General features: G+C 73.4%; 16 protein-coding genes and 1 pseudogene. 9 read left to right on the forward strand and 8 right to left on the reverse strand.

The window, feature by feature from the left end:
• Positions 1 to 88: 88 nt before the first annotated feature.
• The 4 genes from PV342_RS27910 to PV342_RS27925 all read right to left on the reverse strand — a co-directional run bounded on the left by PV342_RS27910 (position 89) and on the right by PV342_RS27925 (position 3,212).
• The gene (locus PV342_RS27910; protein WP_400805586.1) at positions 89 to 775 is read right to left on the reverse strand and encodes a hypothetical protein; all 687 of its coding nucleotides are present in this window, start codon (positions 773 to 775) and stop codon (positions 89 to 91) included.
• A gap of 57 nt (positions 776 to 832) precedes the next feature.
• Complete coding sequence (locus PV342_RS27915) at positions 833 to 2,608, reverse strand: zinc metalloprotease (RefSeq protein WP_500319072.1); 1,776 nt, start codon at positions 2,606 to 2,608, stop codon at positions 833 to 835.
• Between the two features lie 130 nt (positions 2,609 to 2,738).
• Positions 2,739 to 2,951 (reverse strand): hypothetical protein, encoded by a 213-nt coding sequence (locus PV342_RS27920; RefSeq protein WP_018563646.1) that lies wholly within the window; start codon positions 2,949 to 2,951, stop codon positions 2,739 to 2,741.
• A 45-nt stretch (positions 2,952 to 2,996) separates the two neighbouring features.
• Positions 2,997 to 3,212, reverse strand: coding sequence for a hypothetical protein (locus PV342_RS27925; protein WP_018563645.1), 216 nt, complete (start codon positions 3,210 to 3,212; stop codon positions 2,997 to 2,999).
• Between the two features lie 421 nt (positions 3,213 to 3,633).
• On the opposite strand from PV342_RS27925, the gene PV342_RS27930 reads away from it, so the two are divergent.
• Together PV342_RS27930 and PV342_RS27935 are read left to right on the forward strand one after the other, a co-directional pair.
• Entirely contained in the window at positions 3,634 to 3,834 is a 201-nt protein-coding gene (locus PV342_RS27930; protein WP_386997563.1) for a hypothetical protein, read from the forward strand.
• A 295-nt stretch (positions 3,835 to 4,129) separates the two neighbouring features.
• Positions 4,130 to 4,486, forward strand: a complete 357-nt coding sequence (locus PV342_RS27935; RefSeq protein WP_392616397.1) for a hypothetical protein — start codon at positions 4,130 to 4,132, stop codon at positions 4,484 to 4,486.
• Positions 4,487 to 4,573: 87 nt separating this feature from the next.
• Here the strand turns inward: PV342_RS27935 and PV342_RS27940 are convergent, their stop codons facing one another.
• Entirely contained in the window at positions 4,574 to 4,774 is a 201-nt protein-coding gene (locus PV342_RS27940; protein WP_386997563.1) for a hypothetical protein, read from the reverse strand.
• 344 nt (positions 4,775 to 5,118) lie between these two features.
• Positions 5,119 to 5,520: a helix-turn-helix domain-containing protein gene (locus PV342_RS27945; protein WP_329185771.1), complete on the reverse strand. Its 402-nt coding sequence runs from the start codon at positions 5,518 to 5,520 to the stop codon at positions 5,119 to 5,121.
• 619 nt (positions 5,521 to 6,139) lie between these two features.
• Between PV342_RS27945 and PV342_RS27950 the strand changes: the two genes are divergently transcribed.
• The 3 genes from PV342_RS27950 to PV342_RS27960 all read left to right on the forward strand — a co-directional run bounded on the left by PV342_RS27950 (position 6,140) and on the right by PV342_RS27960 (position 8,529).
• Positions 6,140 to 6,616, forward strand: coding sequence for a hypothetical protein (locus PV342_RS27950; protein ID WP_400805579.1), 477 nt, complete (start codon positions 6,140 to 6,142; stop codon positions 6,614 to 6,616).
• A gap of 185 nt (positions 6,617 to 6,801) precedes the next feature.
• Complete coding sequence (locus tag PV342_RS27955) at positions 6,802 to 7,167, forward strand: YciI family protein (protein ID WP_329185774.1); 366 nt, start codon at positions 6,802 to 6,804, stop codon at positions 7,165 to 7,167.
• Between the two features lie 57 nt (positions 7,168 to 7,224).
• Positions 7,225 to 8,529, forward strand: a complete 1,305-nt coding sequence (locus PV342_RS27960) for an RNA polymerase sigma factor (RefSeq protein ID WP_386997567.1) — start codon at positions 7,225 to 7,227, stop codon at positions 8,527 to 8,529.
• On the opposite strand, the gene PV342_RS27965 is transcribed toward PV342_RS27960, so the two are convergent.
• Complete coding sequence (locus PV342_RS27965) at positions 8,526 to 8,786, reverse strand: hypothetical protein (RefSeq protein WP_400805576.1); 261 nt, start codon at positions 8,784 to 8,786, stop codon at positions 8,526 to 8,528. The genes PV342_RS27960 and PV342_RS27965 overlap by 4 nt on opposite strands.
• A gap of 382 nt (positions 8,787 to 9,168) precedes the next feature.
• On the opposite strand from PV342_RS27965, the gene PV342_RS27970 reads away from it, so the two are divergent.
• Both PV342_RS27970 and PV342_RS27975 read left to right on the forward strand, forming a co-directional pair.
• Positions 9,169 to 9,795: a histidine phosphatase family protein gene (locus tag PV342_RS27970; protein ID WP_400805574.1), complete on the forward strand. Its 627-nt coding sequence runs from the start codon at positions 9,169 to 9,171 to the stop codon at positions 9,793 to 9,795.
• Between the two features lie 200 nt (positions 9,796 to 9,995).
• Positions 9,996 to 12,713, forward strand: coding sequence for a SpoIIE family protein phosphatase (locus PV342_RS27975; RefSeq protein ID WP_400805573.1), 2,718 nt, complete (start codon positions 9,996 to 9,998; stop codon positions 12,711 to 12,713).
• 20 nt (positions 12,714 to 12,733) lie between these two features.
• On the opposite strand, the pseudogene PV342_RS27980 reads toward PV342_RS27975, so the two are convergent.
• A pseudogene (locus PV342_RS27980) lies at positions 12,734 to 12,899 on the reverse strand (acyl-CoA dehydrogenase family protein); the annotation flags it as partial.
• Positions 12,900 to 13,150: 251 nt separating this feature from the next.
• Here PV342_RS27980 and PV342_RS27985 point away from each other — a divergent pair.
• Positions 13,151 to 14,668, forward strand: coding sequence for a hypothetical protein (locus PV342_RS27985; protein ID WP_500319077.1), 1,518 nt, complete (start codon positions 13,151 to 13,153; stop codon positions 14,666 to 14,668).
• A gap of 16 nt (positions 14,669 to 14,684) precedes the next feature.
• On the forward strand, positions 14,685 to 15,575 hold the full coding sequence (locus tag PV342_RS27990; RefSeq protein WP_386997573.1) for a 1-aminocyclopropane-1-carboxylate deaminase/D-cysteine desulfhydrase: 891 nt from the start codon (positions 14,685 to 14,687) through the stop codon (positions 15,573 to 15,575).
• Positions 15,576 to 15,578 lie beyond the last annotated feature (3 nt).

Consider the following 15,578-nt stretch of genomic DNA (forward strand, 5'->3'; position numbering starts at 1 on the left):
GAAGGCCGGTCGTGGTCCCGGGCCGGGGACGCGTCTGGGGGTTTGGGGAGGTGAGGGACGCGCCCCCGGCCCGGAAGCGGTGGGGGCGTCAGCTGACGTGGCGGTGCATGGTCACGGTGGGCCGGAACTCCCGCAGCGGGCTGGCGCCGGCTCCGGCCGGCACCGCCGCCGCGGCCCGGTCGAGGACGGCCCTGACCTCGGCGGCGAGGGCGTCCGCGCGGCGCTCGATCTCCGGCACCGGGTCGCCGCACCGCCTCAGCTCGGCCACCCTGCGCCGGATGTCGGCGAGCCGGTTCCGGTCACGGGCGCTCAGCGTGAGCGGCCGCGGGGTCGCCACGATGAACTGGTAGGCGCCCGCGAAGGTCTGGCATCCGGTGCAGTGCTGGTTGACGGCCCGGCTGATGTTCGTGGCGTTGATCCTGCGCAGGTCGACACCGGAGGTGGTGACGATCTGGAAGGAGAGGGCGATCGAACGGCACGGCCGGGAGGGCGAGCAGCCGACGGAGGCGGCGACCGCCCGGTTGTGCGCGGCGGCGGCGACGAGCGGCCCGAACTGGTGGATCGAGAACTCCTCGTCGTACTGGACCGGGTGCGCCCGGTTGGCGAGGGTGTGCGCCTCGTCGACGACGGCGCCCACGCTGCGGGGGATGCGCGACCCCGGTGCCGCGCCGGCCGGGGCCGCGGTGGCGAGGGCGACGAGGCCGGCGGTGGTCAGCATGCCCAGCCGGACGGCCTGGCGGCCCACCGTGCTGGTACGGGGCTTTCGGTGCGTCACGGACTTCTCCTGTACGGATGGAAGGAATATCGGTGGGAGGGAGAGCGTCGGCCCGCGTCAGGTGGGCAGGGGCGCGGGGAAGGACACGGTGAAGCTCGGGACGGGGGGCTCCGAGGGCGTCGCGGAGTCCGACGGCGAGGCGGTCGGAGAACTCGCGGACGGGCTCGGCCCCGCCGTGGCCGTGGTCCGGGTGCTGCTCGGCTCCGGTTCGCTGCGCGTCGGCCGGGGGCTCGGCGACCTGGCCGGGGAGGGACTGCCGCTCGCTGACGCGGAGGCGTCGGCCGAACCGGACTCCGAGGGTGAGGCCGAGGGACCGCTCGTCGACGGCTCGGCCGCGGCCACGGTCACCGGGGGTGTGGTGAGGCTCGGCAGCGGAGCGGGGGCGACGGGGCGCGGGGGCCGGATCTCGGGCACCCCCGGTTGCAGGATGGGGGCGATCGGCGGCTGCGGCGGCAGCGGCTTGGGGGTCACCCCGCCCACCCACGCGGCGCACAGCGCCGCAGCTCCGGCCAGCGTGGCTCCGCCGATGAGGAGCCTCAGCCGGAGATTCCCCTCCGTGGCGCGGACGACGTGGCGGACGAGCCGGCCTCCGAGGCGCACCGACAGGTACGCCGCACCGGCCAGCGGGAAGAGCAGCATGAGGCTGCCGATGACCCCGACCGCCCCGGCGGCGAACTGGCCGTCGGCGAAGGCGGAGCCGGTCCCGGTCAGCTGCTCGGCCAGGGACCGCAGGCTCGTCTCGAGCAGGCGCGGCAGGTTCCACAGCACATAGCCGAGCTCGGCGAGCAGCAGGGGCACCATCGTCAGCACCCAGACGGTGACGATGATCCGGGCGGAGCGCTTGAGGTCGGAGACCTCGGGCGGCACCGGGCGGCCCGGCAGCATGCTGCGCAGGATCGGCTTGATCTTGCCGAAGAGGTCCGGGACGCCGGCGAGGTCGCCGAGGATGTAGTAGCCGTCCAGCCGGACGGCCGGCATCAGCTGCTCGATGATCTCGAAGTGCGCCAGGTAGATGGCGGCGAGGAAGAAGGACTGCCCGGTGACGAAGTAGCCGCCGGCCAGGGCCAGTATGAAGACGACGTTGAAGTAGACACCGCCCAGGTCCGTGCGCATGCGCCCGCCCCTGCCGATCCGGTAGACGTCGGTGACGTCGGTGTACATCGACGGCCAGATCAGGAAGATGCCGCAGCCGATGGCCCCGGGGCGGGCCCCGCCGTAGCGGCAGGCGGAGGCGTGCCCGAACTCGTGGAAGACGAGCGAGGCGACGGTCAGCGCGAACACCACCAGCATGAGCACCGGCTGCTCCAGCACCTGCAGCACCGGGGTCATCGCCCCGTGCAGGGCGAACAGCCAGATCTCCATGGCGACCGCCGTCGCGAGCACCAGGGCCACCACCAGGGGACGGTGCAGCCAGGCCAGGGAGCGGGCGATCCGGGCGACCTGCCGCTCGCGGAAGATGACGCGGTGGCCCTTGAGGACGAGCAGGAGGTCCGCGGTGGGCCCGGTGACCTCGTCGTCCTCCTGGCCGAAGGGGACGGTGACACCCAGCGGCTGGAGCTTGTTCTCGATCAGGTAGTGCACGTTCTCGGCGCTGACCTCGCGGCCGAAGCGCCCGCTCACCCGGTGGGAGATGGTCTCCGTGTCGCGCCGCCCGTCGATGGCGCGGGCGACCAGGTACAGCAGCCGGCTCAGCTGCACGACCTGCCCGTCCCCCCGGCGGACGATGTACCGGGGTTCGGTGGTCCCCGAACCCTTGTACTCGCCGAGGAGTTGCAGGCCAGCGCCCAGTCGCGGGACGGGGAAGCCCGTGTCGAAGGGGGCGGGTTCGATCACGTCCGCGCCGTACACCGCCGTCCCCGTGGGACCGGGGCCCTGAGCAATGTGACTTTCCGTCACCGTCCTGCTCTTCCTCCCGAGACGGACCGCGCCACGACGGGCGCGGTCCGCACACGTACGGGTGTTGTTACTGGCGGATGTTGATGGCCTGGGTGGCCTCGGACTGGGCGACCGCGAACGGGGAGAACTGGTTCGCCGCGAGCGACTCGTTGTGGGCGTCGACGTGCGCGATGTTCTTGGTCACGTGCGTGGTCTTGACGAAGCTGAACTTGAGCTTGCCCAGGGCCTCACGGCCGGGCAGCAGCTCCGCGGACTCGGCGTCGAGCTGGTCCATGTTCATGGGAGGGATACCTTTCTCGGTATGCGGAAGGAGGTGGGCCGCGGACTACTGGCGGATGTTGATGGCCTGGGTGGCCTGCGACTGGGCGACCGCGTACGGCGACCACTCGTTGGCCGCGAGCGACTCGTTGTGGGCGTCCACGTGGGCGACGTGCTTGGTCACGTGCGTGGTCTTGACGAAGCTGAACTTGAGCTTGCCCAGGGCCTCACGGCCGGGCAGCAGCTCCGCGGACTCGGTGTCCAGCTCACGCATGTCGAGCATTCGGGGATCCTTCGGACGAGGGTGCGGACAGGGACCGGGTCCCAGAACCCGTCCATCCACACCGGACGATCTGTCTGACGGCGTTGGACAGTAGCCGGGCACTCCGGCCCCGGCAAGCGACTCGGGTTCATGACTGACCGTCAACAGGGCTGGCTCGCAAGGGAAACGACAGGTGAGGGCCCTGGCGAAGGCGTCGCGGCCAGCCGGCCCCGCTCACCCGATATCACTCGAACGGGTCAATCCGCCCCCTGCCCGATGTGGGGAAGTCCCGGCAGAGGGGGCGAAGCACGACGAACCGGTGGCTATCCTCTCGATCCCCGAGGCGCCTGGGCCCACCAGGCCTCCGGTGAGAGGGGTGCACGTGCTTGTCGTTCAAGGGGCGACCGCCACCGCTGTCGTCCGCCACCGGACCGGAGAGCCGGTGGTCCTGCTTTCCGGCGAACTCCCCGCGGTCCTCACGACGGCCGCCCTGAACGAAGTACTGAATCTGGCGGCGGCCGTCCTCACGGCCGAGGAGATGGCCCTCTTCCGCAGCTGCCTGACCGCACTGCGTTGCGGGGAGAAACTCCAGGAACGCCGTATCGAGGTCAGCGGCGCCGTCCTCACCGTCTACAGCAGTTGACCCGATCCGAATTCCGATTCTTTTGACTGCATTTCCCGGGGCATTTCCAAAAACGCCCGACACGGGCGACATGCCGAATGCGGATCACCCTGGAGAGTGTTTTCCGGGCCCGTCCGGAGAGGTCACGGAATATTCACCGCCAAAGCTCAGAGGCGGTTTTCCCGGCACATCGGGGTCATGACGGGCCGTCGCCCGTTCGGCCGCCCTGGCCCGATCGGCGGGCTGAATGCCGCACAAGTCCCGAGTAACGTCTGGCGGGCCATCCGGCAATTCACCGAGTTTGAGGAGAAATGCGGTGAGAAAATTCGTTCGCGCTGCCGCAACGGCAGCACTGGCCACGGTCGCCATGGCGGTCCCGATGACGGCGACGGCATCGGCCGCCCCGTCCCATTCCGCGTCCGGCCACTACCGGACCGCCGGCCACGGCAACTGGGGCGGGGATCACGGCCGCTGGGGCGGGGATCACGGCCGCTGGGGCGGCGACCGCGGTCGCTGCGGGCCACGCCTGTGGGGGTACGGCAGGTGGGACGATCGCTGGGACCGCGGCCGGGGCCACGGCCGCGGCTACGGCTTCGCCCACCAGCGGTACGACCGTTTCGGGTTCGGCCGCTCCTGGCTGGACCGCGACTGCGACTGCCGCTACCGCTACTGAACCGGCCACCCGTGACGTGGGCCCCCGGGAAGGGGACTTTCCCGGGGGCCCACCCCTGTGCGCATTCCGTTCCGCCCGCCCCGCCGCTCAACTGCTGTAGACGGTGAGGACGGCGCCGCTGACCTCGATACGGCGTTCCTGGAGTTTCTCCCCGCAACGCAGTGCGGTCAGGCAGCTGCGGAAGAGGGCCATCTCCTCGGCCGTGAGGACGGCCGCCGCCAGATTCAGTACTTCGTTCAGGGCGGCCGTCGTGAGGACCGCGGGGAGTTCGCCGGAAAGCAGGACCACCGGCTCTCCGGTCCGGTGGCGGACGACAGCGGTGGCGGTCGCCCCTTGAACGACAAGCACGTGCACCCCTCTCACCGGAGGCCTCGGGTCCGCGAACTCGTCCCGAGACTGGAGAGAGTATCCCCGCGCTCCCCGCTCTTTGTCCGTTCTGGGTTACTTCACCACCACACGCACCGTCAGGAACGGCATGGGCATGGCCAATCGCACGCGCGGTACCGGTCAGCGGACAGCGGCAACGGCCAAATCAGCGCGCTGCTGCACCAGACGGACCGGGCCAGCCGCAGTAGACGCCGGGCGGCGATTGGCGTTGCGATGTTCCCTGCGCCCGCGTGCGCCCCGGAGGGTCAGCCGGACTCCGGACCGGCCTGCGACCGCGGCTCCGTGGAGCTGCGGAGGAGGGATTCGACGAGGGCGGTGACGTGTCGGCGGTCGGCTTCGGAGAGCTGCTGGACGCTGGCGATGAGGGTGGCGACCTCGGGGTCGGGGGTGGTGCCGGTGCCGTCCTCGACGTACAGGTGGATCCCGCAGGCCTCGGCCGCGGCCCGGCGCACCGCCTCCAACGGCAGCTCCAGGCCCCGTGACAGGCCCTCCAGCGTGGACTGCTGCGGCATCCGGGTCACCCGCGCGGTCGTGGCCAGGTGATGCACCGTCGACCGCGGGACACCACCGCGCCGTGCCACCTCGCCGTACGACCAGCCCCGCTGCTCCAGCCGGCGCTTGATCAGTTCCTGCAGTGCGTTCACCACGGGATGGATTCTTCCTGCTAGCACGTCGGTTGACCCGTCCGAGTGAGGCCGAGTCTACAGCGGCCCCACCCACCCGGCCCGGACCCACACCCCCTCACCTGCACCTTCACCCCGGTGTGCCACGCCGTGCGGAGCGAACTGCCGCGAAATACTTGCCGCGGGACGGACCAGGGGCTAGCGTCCAATGCCATCAGACAACTCGTCCAATGGCCATGGACGACGCGGCGCGGACCCGCTTCCGCCGGCCCACCCCACCGGGCTCCCCCGCGAAGGCGGTCCGCATGCCGGAATCCCGACAGCGATTCCACGCTCCTCCGGGCGGTTTTAGCCGGCGTCGCCAAAACTGCCCTCCCTTCTCCGAAACCCGTACCTTCAACGCTCCGGGGCGCGGCGCGTCACGCCCGGCGCCGGTCACGTCGGACGGAATCTAGAGGTGATCAACGCCCCCGAAACCCGGTTGCCCAAAACTGGCCGCTTTTGCCCCATCCGATCAAGTGATCCAACGTCATGGGCATTGCTCTCAGCACATGCCGACCGCAGATATATGCATGCTGCGTCGACTCCCCCGGCCGGACCGCCGTCCGCACGCTGATCACTTGCAGCAGAACCCGGGAGTGGTATGTGCGACGAATTCTGCGGGCCCGCCCTCGCGGCATGGCTCGCCGCCGGACCCGACGGCCCACGGCGCCGCCTCGACGAGTGGGCGCGTGCCAGGAACGGGGTGGCCCTGCTGCCCGCCGGGCACCGGTGGGACGCCGTCAGAGTCCCCGAGCGGCCCGGCCACCAGGTCCTCGCGCGTCTGCGGGACGGCTCCGCACCCGTCGGGCCCGCCATGTGGGACCGGCGCTGCGGCTTCCTGTACTTCCTGGTGCCGCCCCGTGCCGGGGACGTCTGGTCCCCGCTCGGGCTGCGGTTCCTCACCCGGGGCGGATGGCTCGCCGCCGCCGACCCTCGGCGCCCCGCCCGGCACCCGGCCCTGTGGCTCTGCTCCGGGGACGACGCCGAACTCACCGGCCCGGCGTATCTCTACCTCGCCTGTATGGAGGTGCTGACCGCCGGCGCCCGCCCCCTGCCGAGCGTGTCCGCGCCCCTGTGACCCGGCTGCCGCCCGTTCACGCCCGCGGCGCCCACTGCCCCGGAGTGAGAGCCGGGGGCCCGGAACGACCCGGAGCGCGTGCCTCGGAAAAAACTTCCGCCGACGTGTCGATCCGCGCGCCGCCCGTTCGACGCGTAGGCAGGAGCGGGGAGGATCCCCTCCGGTACACGAAGAAGGAGCACGCGATGCGTTTCATGTCCCTGATCCGGATCAACGAGGACAACGTCCCCGAGGGCGGTCCCGACGAACGGCTGATGGAGGAGATGGGCAGGCTCATCGAGGAGATGTCCAAGGCCGGGGTGCTGCTGGACACGGCCGGGCTGCGGCCCACCTCCGAGGGGACGCGGCTGCACTGGGACCACGGGAAGCTGTCCGTCGTCGACGGGCCCTTCACCGAGTCCAAGGAGTTCATCGGCGGCTACGCGATCATCCAGGCGAAGTCGAAGGAGGAGGCCGTGGAGTGGACCAGGCGCTTCCTCCAGGTCCACGGCGACGCCTGGGAGATCACCTGCGAGCTGCGGCAGGTCGAGGAGGCCCCGGAGCTCTCCTGAGCGCCGCGGCCGGCCGCCGGTTGCCCTCGCCGCGAGCGGCTGCTCTGATGGGTGGCTGTGACGGCTTCGGCTCCCGCTTCAGGCACCGATGACGCCCGCCGCGCGATCGAGGCGGTGTGGCGGATCGAGTCGGCCCGGGTGATCGCCGGTGTCGCGCGGATCGTGCGCGACATCGGCGTCGCCGAGGAACTCGCCCAGGACGCCCTGGTCGCCGCACTGGAGCAGTGGCCGGGGGCCGGCGTCCCGGACAACCCCGGTGCCTGGCTGACGGCCACGGCGAAGCACCGCGCGATCGACCTCGTCCGCCGCAAGGAGGTCTTCGCGCGCAAGCTCCGGGAACTGGGCCACACCCTGGAGGGCGGCGGGGCGTACGAGCCGGACTTCGCCGCGGCGGAGGCCGCCGCCGACGGCGACATCGAGGACGACCTGCTGCGGCTGGTCTTCACCACCTGCCACCCGGTGCTGTCCACCGAGGCCCGCGTGGCGCTCACGCTGCGGCTGCTCGGCGGTCTGACGACGGCCGAGATCGCGCGCGCCTTCCTGGTGCCGGAGGCGACCGTCGCCCAGCGCATCGTCCGGGCGAAGCGGACGCTGGCGAAGGCGGACGTACCCTTCGAGCAGCCGCACGGTCCCGAGCGGGTCGAGCGGCTCTCCTCCGTCCTGGAGGTCATCTACCTGGTCTTCAACGAGGGCTACTCGGCGACCGCGGGCGACGACTGGATGCGCCCGGCACTGTGCGAGGACGCGCTGCGCCTGGCCAGGGTGCTGGCGGGGCTGATGCCCAAGGAGCCCGAGGTGCACGGCCTGGCCGCGCTGCTGGAGATCCAGGCCTCGCGCTCCGCGGCCCGTACCGGCCCCGACGGGCAGCCCGTCCTGCTGGCCGACCAGGACCGGCGGCGCTGGGACCAGCTGCTGATCCGGCGCGGCTTCGCCGCCCTGGCCCGCGCCGAGGCGGCGGGCGGTCCGCCCGGCCCGTACACGCTGCAGGCCGCCATCGCCGCCTGCCACGCCCACGCCCTGCACCCGCGGGACACGGACTGGCGGCGGATCGCGGAGCTGTATGCGGTCCTGGCGCGGCGCACGCCGACCCCGGTGGTGGAACTCAACCGGGCGGTCGCGGTCACCATGGCGTACGGGCCGCGGGAGGGGCTCGCGCTCGTGGACCGGCTCACCGACGAGCCGGCGCTGCGCGGCTACCACCTGCTGCCGAGCGTCCGCGGTGACCTGCTGGAGCGGCTCGGCCGGCACGCCGAGGCCCGCGAGGAGTTCCTGCGCGCCGCGTCCCTGACCCGCAACGAGCGCGAGCGGACCCTGCTGGTCGAGCGGGCCGCCCGGGCGAGCCTGGCGGCCGGAGACCGCTAGGTCGGCGGCCGGGCCCCGGACGAGGAGCGGCCGCGGCGGCCGGTGCTGTCGATGGCCTCCACGACAGAGTGGCGGTGGGCGTCCGGCCCGCGCAGGGCGTGCAGCATCACGAACATCATCAGCGGGCAGAGCAGGGCCACGGCGAGGATGAAGATCGCGCCGATCGGCACGCCCAGCCCGACCGCGAGCACCACCGCCGCCGCGACGACGAGCCCCAGAACCCCGTAGTGACGGCCGGTCACCCTCGTCCTGTCCATCGCGGCCTCCCGCAGTCTCGCCGACGGCCCGCTTCTCATCGTACGGCGGCGGGCGCACCCCGCATCCGCACACCAACGGCCCCTGCCCGCGGCCCTGGTGGCGGACGAACCGCAAGGGGCGGCGCGCGCCCCCCGAAGTCACGCGCGGACCACCGCGCGCCCTCACCGAGGGCCGTCGGACGGGTGGACATACATCCCGCTCATGGGATCATCCTGCGGTGTGCCGCCGCGGCGCGGCGGGAACCACGGCCCGCGCGCGGGGCGTCGCCCCATGCGGCCGCCGCGTCACCGGAGACCGGAGCGTCCCTCCGCACCGTCCCCGCCCCACGCGTACGACCGCGCGCAGGACACCCACGTCGTCGACACCCGAGAGGGGCAGGGCATGACCGGAACGGCGAGCCGCTACCTCTACCTCACCCGGCACGCCGAGGCGCTGCCGGACGAGAGCGGCCTCACGGAGAACGGCTTCCGGCAGGCCGGACTCCTCGGCGAGCGGCTGCGCGGCTCCCCGATCTCCTCCGTCCACCACGGTCCGCTGCCGGGGGCCGCCCAGTCCGCGGCGCTGATCGGCGAGCGGCTGGGAGGCGGGGTGCCGGTGACGGCCGACGACCTCGCGGGGGACTACCCGCCCTACTTCCCCGCGGAGTCCGAGCTGCCGCCGGACAGCGCGTACTACCTCTCCCGCTTCCTGGACCACTTCTCCCCCGAGGAGCGGGCCTGGGGGCCGCAGCTGGCCGCCGAGGCGCTGACCCGGTTCGCCGGGCCGATGGCGGCGGGCAAGGCGGCGCACGAGCTGCTCGTGACGCACAACTTCCTGATCGGCTGGCTGGTGTCGGCGGCCCTGGACGCACCCCGCTGGCGCTGGCTCAGCCTCAACCACGCGCACGCCGCCCTGACGGTGATCCGCTACACGCCCGGCCGCCCGAACTCGGTGCTGCTCCTCAACGACATGCGGCACCTTCCGGAGGAGCTGCGCTGGACCGGTTTCCCGGCCGAGCTGCACTTCTGAGGGCGGTCGCCACCTCTGAGGGCGGTCGCCCCGATCCCCCGCTCGATCCCCCGCCGGCCACCGGGCCCGGCCCCGCGGCGAACGCCGGCGCGCGGGCCCGGCATCCGGTCGGGGGACCTCGTGGCCTATGGCAACGGCAACCCGGGCAGTGTTAGAAATGTCGACATGGTCGACGTTTTCGACCGATTCGGGGCGTGTCAATGCGGTCACTGACCGAGAAGGGCCCGCGGAGCGTCGCCGGACAGGTTTTCATCCTGCAGGTGGCGGTCGTGGTGCTGCTCGTCGCCTGCGGCGTGTTCGCGCTCGTCCTGCAGTCCCGGCACGACAGCGAGCGCGATGCCGTCGCCCGTTCCACAGCGGCGGCGAGCACCTTCGCGCGCTCCCCAGGCCTGGTGGACGTGCTGAAGGAACCGGACCCCTCCAGGACCCTCCAGCCGATCACGGAACTGGCCCGCAAGGAGGCCGGGGTCGACTTCATCGTGGTGATGGACACCCAAGGGATCCGCTACACGCACCCGATCCCCGGCCGGATCGGCGAACGGTTCGTCGGCACCATCGAGCCGTCGCTCCAGGGCAAGGTGTACACGGAGAGCGTGCACGGCCCCCTCGGCCACGAGGTCCAGGCGGTGGTGCCCGTCTTCGACCCCGTCGACGACCCGAACGGGCGGGTCGTGGCCCTGGTGTCGGCCGGTATGAAGGTCGAGAACGTGACCGGTGTGGTCGCCAGGCAGCTGCCGATCATCCTCGGCGCCGGCGCGGCGGCGCTCGCCCTGGCCATGGGCGGCACGGCACTGATCGCCAGGCGGCTGCGCCGGCAGACCCACCGCCTGGACCCGGCCGAGATGGCCCGCATGTACGAGCACCACGACACGGTGCTGCACTCCGTGCGCGAGGGCGTGCTCATCGTCGACGACGACGGGCGGCTGCTGCTCGCCAACGACGAGGCCAAGCGTCTGCTGGACCTCGCCCCCGACGCCGAGGGCCGGCGGATCACCGACCTGCCGGGGCTCGACCCCGGCACGGTGGAACTGCTGACCTCCCGGCGGGTGGCCACCGACGAGGTGCTCCCGGCCGGCGACCGCCTGCTGGCGGTGAACCAGCGGCCCACCGACGGCCACGGCGGCCCCAGGGGCTCGATCGCGACCCTGCGCGACTCCACCGAGCTGCGGGCGCTCTCCGGCCGCGCCGAGGCCGCCAGGGAACGCCTCAAGCTGCTCTACGACGCGGGCCTGGGCATCGGCACCACCCTCGACGTGGTGCGCACCGCCGAGGAGCTGGCCCAGGTCGCCGTACCGCGCTTCGCCGACTTCGTCACCGTCGACCTGGCCGACCCCGTGCTGCGCGGCGAGGAGCCGAGCGGCGCCGCCGGCTCCGACATGCGCCGGACGGCCGTCAACGGCATCCGCTCCGACGCGCCGCTCTACCCGCTCGGCAAGCTGATCGACTTCCTGCCCTCCACCCCGCAGGCGCGGGGCTTCGGCAGCGGCCGCTCGGAGATCGTCGCCGACCTCTCCGCCGACCCCGGCTGGCTCGCCCAGGACCCCGAGCGCACCGACCGGGTCGTCGGGTACGGCATCCACTCGCTGATCGCGGCCCCGCTCAAGGCCCGCGGCGTGGTGCTGGGCATCGCCAACTTCTGGCGCTCGGAGAAGCCGGAGCCGTTCGACGAGGACGACCTCTCGCTCGCCGAGGAGCTGGTGGCCCGGGCCGCGGTCAACATCGACAACGCGCGCCGCTACACCCGCGAGCACGCCCTCGCCGTGACCCTGCAGCGCAGCCTGCTGCCGCGCGCGCTGCCCGAGCAGAGCGCCCTGGACGTGGCCCACCGCTACCTGCCCGCGCAGTCCGGCGTCAGCGGCGACTGGTTCGACGTGATCCCGCTCCCCGGCAACCGGGTGGCGCTGGTCGTCGGCGACGTCGTGGGCCACGGACTGCACGCCGCCGCCACGATGGGGCGGCTGCGTACCGCGGTGCACAACTTCTCCACCCTCGACCTGCCGCCCGACGAACTCCTCGGCCACCTCGACGACCTGGTCGGGCGGATCGACCAGGACGAGTCCGGCACCGGCGTCGGGGCCGGCGTCATGGGCGCCACCTGCCTCTACGCGATCTACGACCCCGTCTCGCGGCGCTGCGCGATGGCGCGGGCCGGGCACCACCCGCCCGCCCTGGTCCGCCCCGACGGCGGCGTGGAGTTCCCCGACCTGCCCGCAGGACCGCCGCTGGGCCTGGGCGGGATGCCGTTCCAGACGGCGGAACTGGAGCTGGCGGAGGGCACCCATCTCGTCCTGTACACCGACGGGCTGATCGAGGACCGCACCCGGGACCTCGACGTCGGCATGGAGATGCTGAGGCAGGCGCTGGCCGCCCACCCGGACCGGCCGCCCGAGGAGAGCTGCCAGGCCGTGCTGGAGGCGCTGCTGCCGGGCCGCCCCAAGGACGACGTGGCGCTGCTGATCGCCCGGACCCGCGCCACTCCCGCCGACCACGTCGCCGAATGGGACGTGCCCATGGACCCCGCGGCGGTGTCGGGGATGCGGGCCGCCGTCGCGGCGAAGCTGGACGAGTGGGGCCTGTCGGAGCTGGCGTTCGGCATGGAGCTGGTGCTCAGCGAACTGATCACCAACGCCATCCGCTACGGCTCCGCGCCCATCGGGGTGCGGCTGCTGCTGGACCGCACCCTGACCTGCGAGGTGTCCGACGGCAGCAGCACCTCGCCGCACCTGCGCTACGCCGCCACCACCGACGAGGGCGGCCGCGGGCTGTTCCTGGTCGCGCAGGTCGCCGAGCGCTGGGGCACGCGTTACACCCCCGAGGGCAAGGTGATCTGGGCGGAGCAGCCGCTGCCCGCCCGGGCGGACCGCGCCCTGGCCGCGGGCGCGCGTCTGACGGGCGCGGTCGACGCCTCGGTCCGCTGAGACCTCCTGGCCCCCGGGGCTCAGAAGGGCGTCTCCGCCAGCACACGGGCCCGGCACCGGGCCGGGGTGCCCCAGGCGGAGCGCAGCGCGCGGGCCTTGGTCAGCCACAGCGACAGGTCGTACTCGGCGGTGTCCGAGGGCGCCGTGCAGTCGCAGCGCGGTGCGTGCGGCCCGGTACGCGGCCTCGCCGGGCTCGCCACGCCCGCCTGAGGGCCCGTGGCGGCCCTGCCGCGGCCGCCCGGCCGTCCCGGCCGTCCCGGCCGGGTGGAGGCACCGCCACACAGAGCGGCGAAGGCGCCCCGCCGCCCGTCGTCCCCGGCGACGCCCCCACCCGGGCGAACGCGCCCCGGCGCCGCTCACCCCACCGGCCGAGCCACCCCCTGGGGAGCGGCGCGCCGCCTTGATCACGTGCGTCACGGCTGTTGCCATGGCGCACTATGGCGACGACGCATGAGCTGACGTCACCGGATGCCCGGCCCCGCGCGCGCCACGCCGCACCGCCGCGCAGCCGCCCGCACTCCGAGGTCCGACTGCTCGCCTGCCTGGCGGCGCTCTTCACCGTGGTCCAGCTCCTCCTGGTCGTCGCGCCCGGCATGGGCCTCGGCTGGGACGAGTCGGTCTACGTCAGCCAGGTCTCCCCGGACATCCCCTCCGCGTTCTTCAGCGCGCCCCGCTCCCGGGGCGTGCCGGCCCTCGTGGCGCCGCTGGCGCTGCTGACCGCGTCGACCCTGGCGCTCCGCGTCTATCTGGCGGTCCTGTCGGGCGCGGCGCTGTTCCTGGCGCTGTGGCTGCTGCGGCCCCTGCTGGGCACGCGGGTGGTGGCGCTGGGCGGGCTGCTCTTCGCCGGGCTGTGGGTGACCCTGCTGTACGGCCCCCAGGCGATGCCCAACCTCTGGGTCGCGCTGGTGGCCCTGATCGCGGTGGGCTGCTACCTGCGCGCGGCGGCACCCGACCACACCGGCCGGGCCGCGCTCGCCGGTCTGGGAGCGGCGTTCGCCGCGCTGACCCTGCTGCGGCCGCACGACGCCGCGTGGCTGGCTTTGCCGCTGGGCGTCGCCGCGCTCTTCCTGCGCGGCCGGCGCCGCCTGGTGCTGCTCGCGGTCATCGCCGCCGGGGTTCTGCTGGGCGGCGCCCAGTGGGTCGTCGAGGCGTTCACCGCCTACGGCGGCATCCTCGCCCGGATGGACCGCGCGAACGCCATCGAGGGCGGCCTCGGCTGGCACCTGGCCTTCGCCGACCAGCTCAGCACCCTGGACGCCTCGCACACGCTGTGCCGCCCCTGCGACGCCGTCTGGCAGCACAAGGGTGACGCCGTGTGGTGGTTCGCCCTGCCCGCCCTGGTGGCGGCCGGGGTCGCCCTCACGCAGCGGCGCGAGGGGCAGGCGCCAGGTGCGCGGTACCTGCCCGCCGTGTGCGGCCTGTCCCTGGCGCTGCCCTATCTGGTGCTCATCGACTACGCCGCGCCGCGCTTCCTGCTCCCGGCGTACGCCCTGCTCGCCCTGCCCGCCGCCCAGTGCCTCCTCCTGCTCCCCGGACGGGTGCGGCCGGCGCTGCGGCCGGCCGTCGCCGGCGCCGTGGTCGCCGTCGTGCTCGCGCAGCTCGTCACCCAGCAGATCGTGCTCCACCGCGCGGTCCGCAGCTCGACCATCGGCAACGGCGACTACGCCCGCATGGCCGCCGAACTGACCCGGCTCGGGGTGCGCCCGCCGTGCCTGGTCACCGGGCCGATGGCGACGCCCGTCGGCTACCAGGCGCGCTGCGCCTCCGGCCAGACCGCGGGGCACAACGAGAACCTGACCCCGGACGACGTCCTGCGGCTGGCCCGCACCCAGCCCGTCGCCGTCCTGACCCCGCCGAACGGGCAGCCGCCCGCGTACGCGCGCGACTGGCCCTCCCGGCCGCTGCCGAACCTCCGCTACCACCCGGGCTACCGCGTCCACCTCTCGCCCAGGTGACGGCCACAATGGACGGGTGATCCCGGACGTCCGCCTGCCCTCCCCGCTGGTCGAGCTGCACGACGACGAGCGGCTGGCCGCGCGCGGCGTACGGATGTTCGTCAAGCGGGACGACCTGATCCATCCCGACCTGCCCGGCAACAAGTGGCGCAAGCTCCACCTGAATCTGCGGGCCGCCCTCGACGGCGGCCACGGCCGTCTGCTGACGTTCGGCGGTGCCTACTCCAACCACCTGCGGGCCACCGCCGCCGCGGGCCGGCTGCTCGGCATCGCGACCACGGGTGTCGTCCGCGGCGACGAGCTGGCCGGGCGCCCGCTCAACCCCTCCCTGGCGCGGGCCGCCGCCGACGGCATGCGGCTGCACTTCCTCGACCGGGCCACCTACCGCCGCAAGGCCGAGCCCGAGGTCCTCGCATCCCTCCTGGAGCGTCTGGGCCCCGCCTACGTCGTCCCCGAGGGCGGCAGCAACGCGCTCGCCGCGCGCGGGTGCGCGGCCCTCGGGGAGGAGCTGCGCGGCAGGGCGGACGTCGTGGGCGTGGCCTGCGGGACGGGCGGCACCCTGGCGGGCCTGGCGGCCGGGCTCGGTCCGGGGCAGCGGGCCGTCGGGTTCCCGGTGCTCAAGGGCGGCGGATTCCTGGCCGGGGAGATACGCCGGCTCCAGGAGGAGGCCTTCGGCGGGCCGCGCGGGAGCTGGCTGCTGGACGACCGCTTCCACCACGGCGGCTACGCCCGCGTCTCACCCGTGCTGCGGGCGTTCGCGGAGGACTTCGGCGGGCGGCACGGCTTCGTCCCGGACTCCGTCTACGTCGCGAAGATGCTGCACGGCCTGTTCTCACTGGCCCAGGAGGGCGCCTTCGCGCCCGGGACGACGGTGGCGGCCGTCGTGACCGGACGGCCGACCGGTTAGCCT

The organism is Streptomyces sp. PA03-3a (genome assembly GCF_033792735.1).
GTDB lineage: Bacteria > Actinomycetota > Actinomycetes > Streptomycetales > Streptomycetaceae > Actinacidiphila.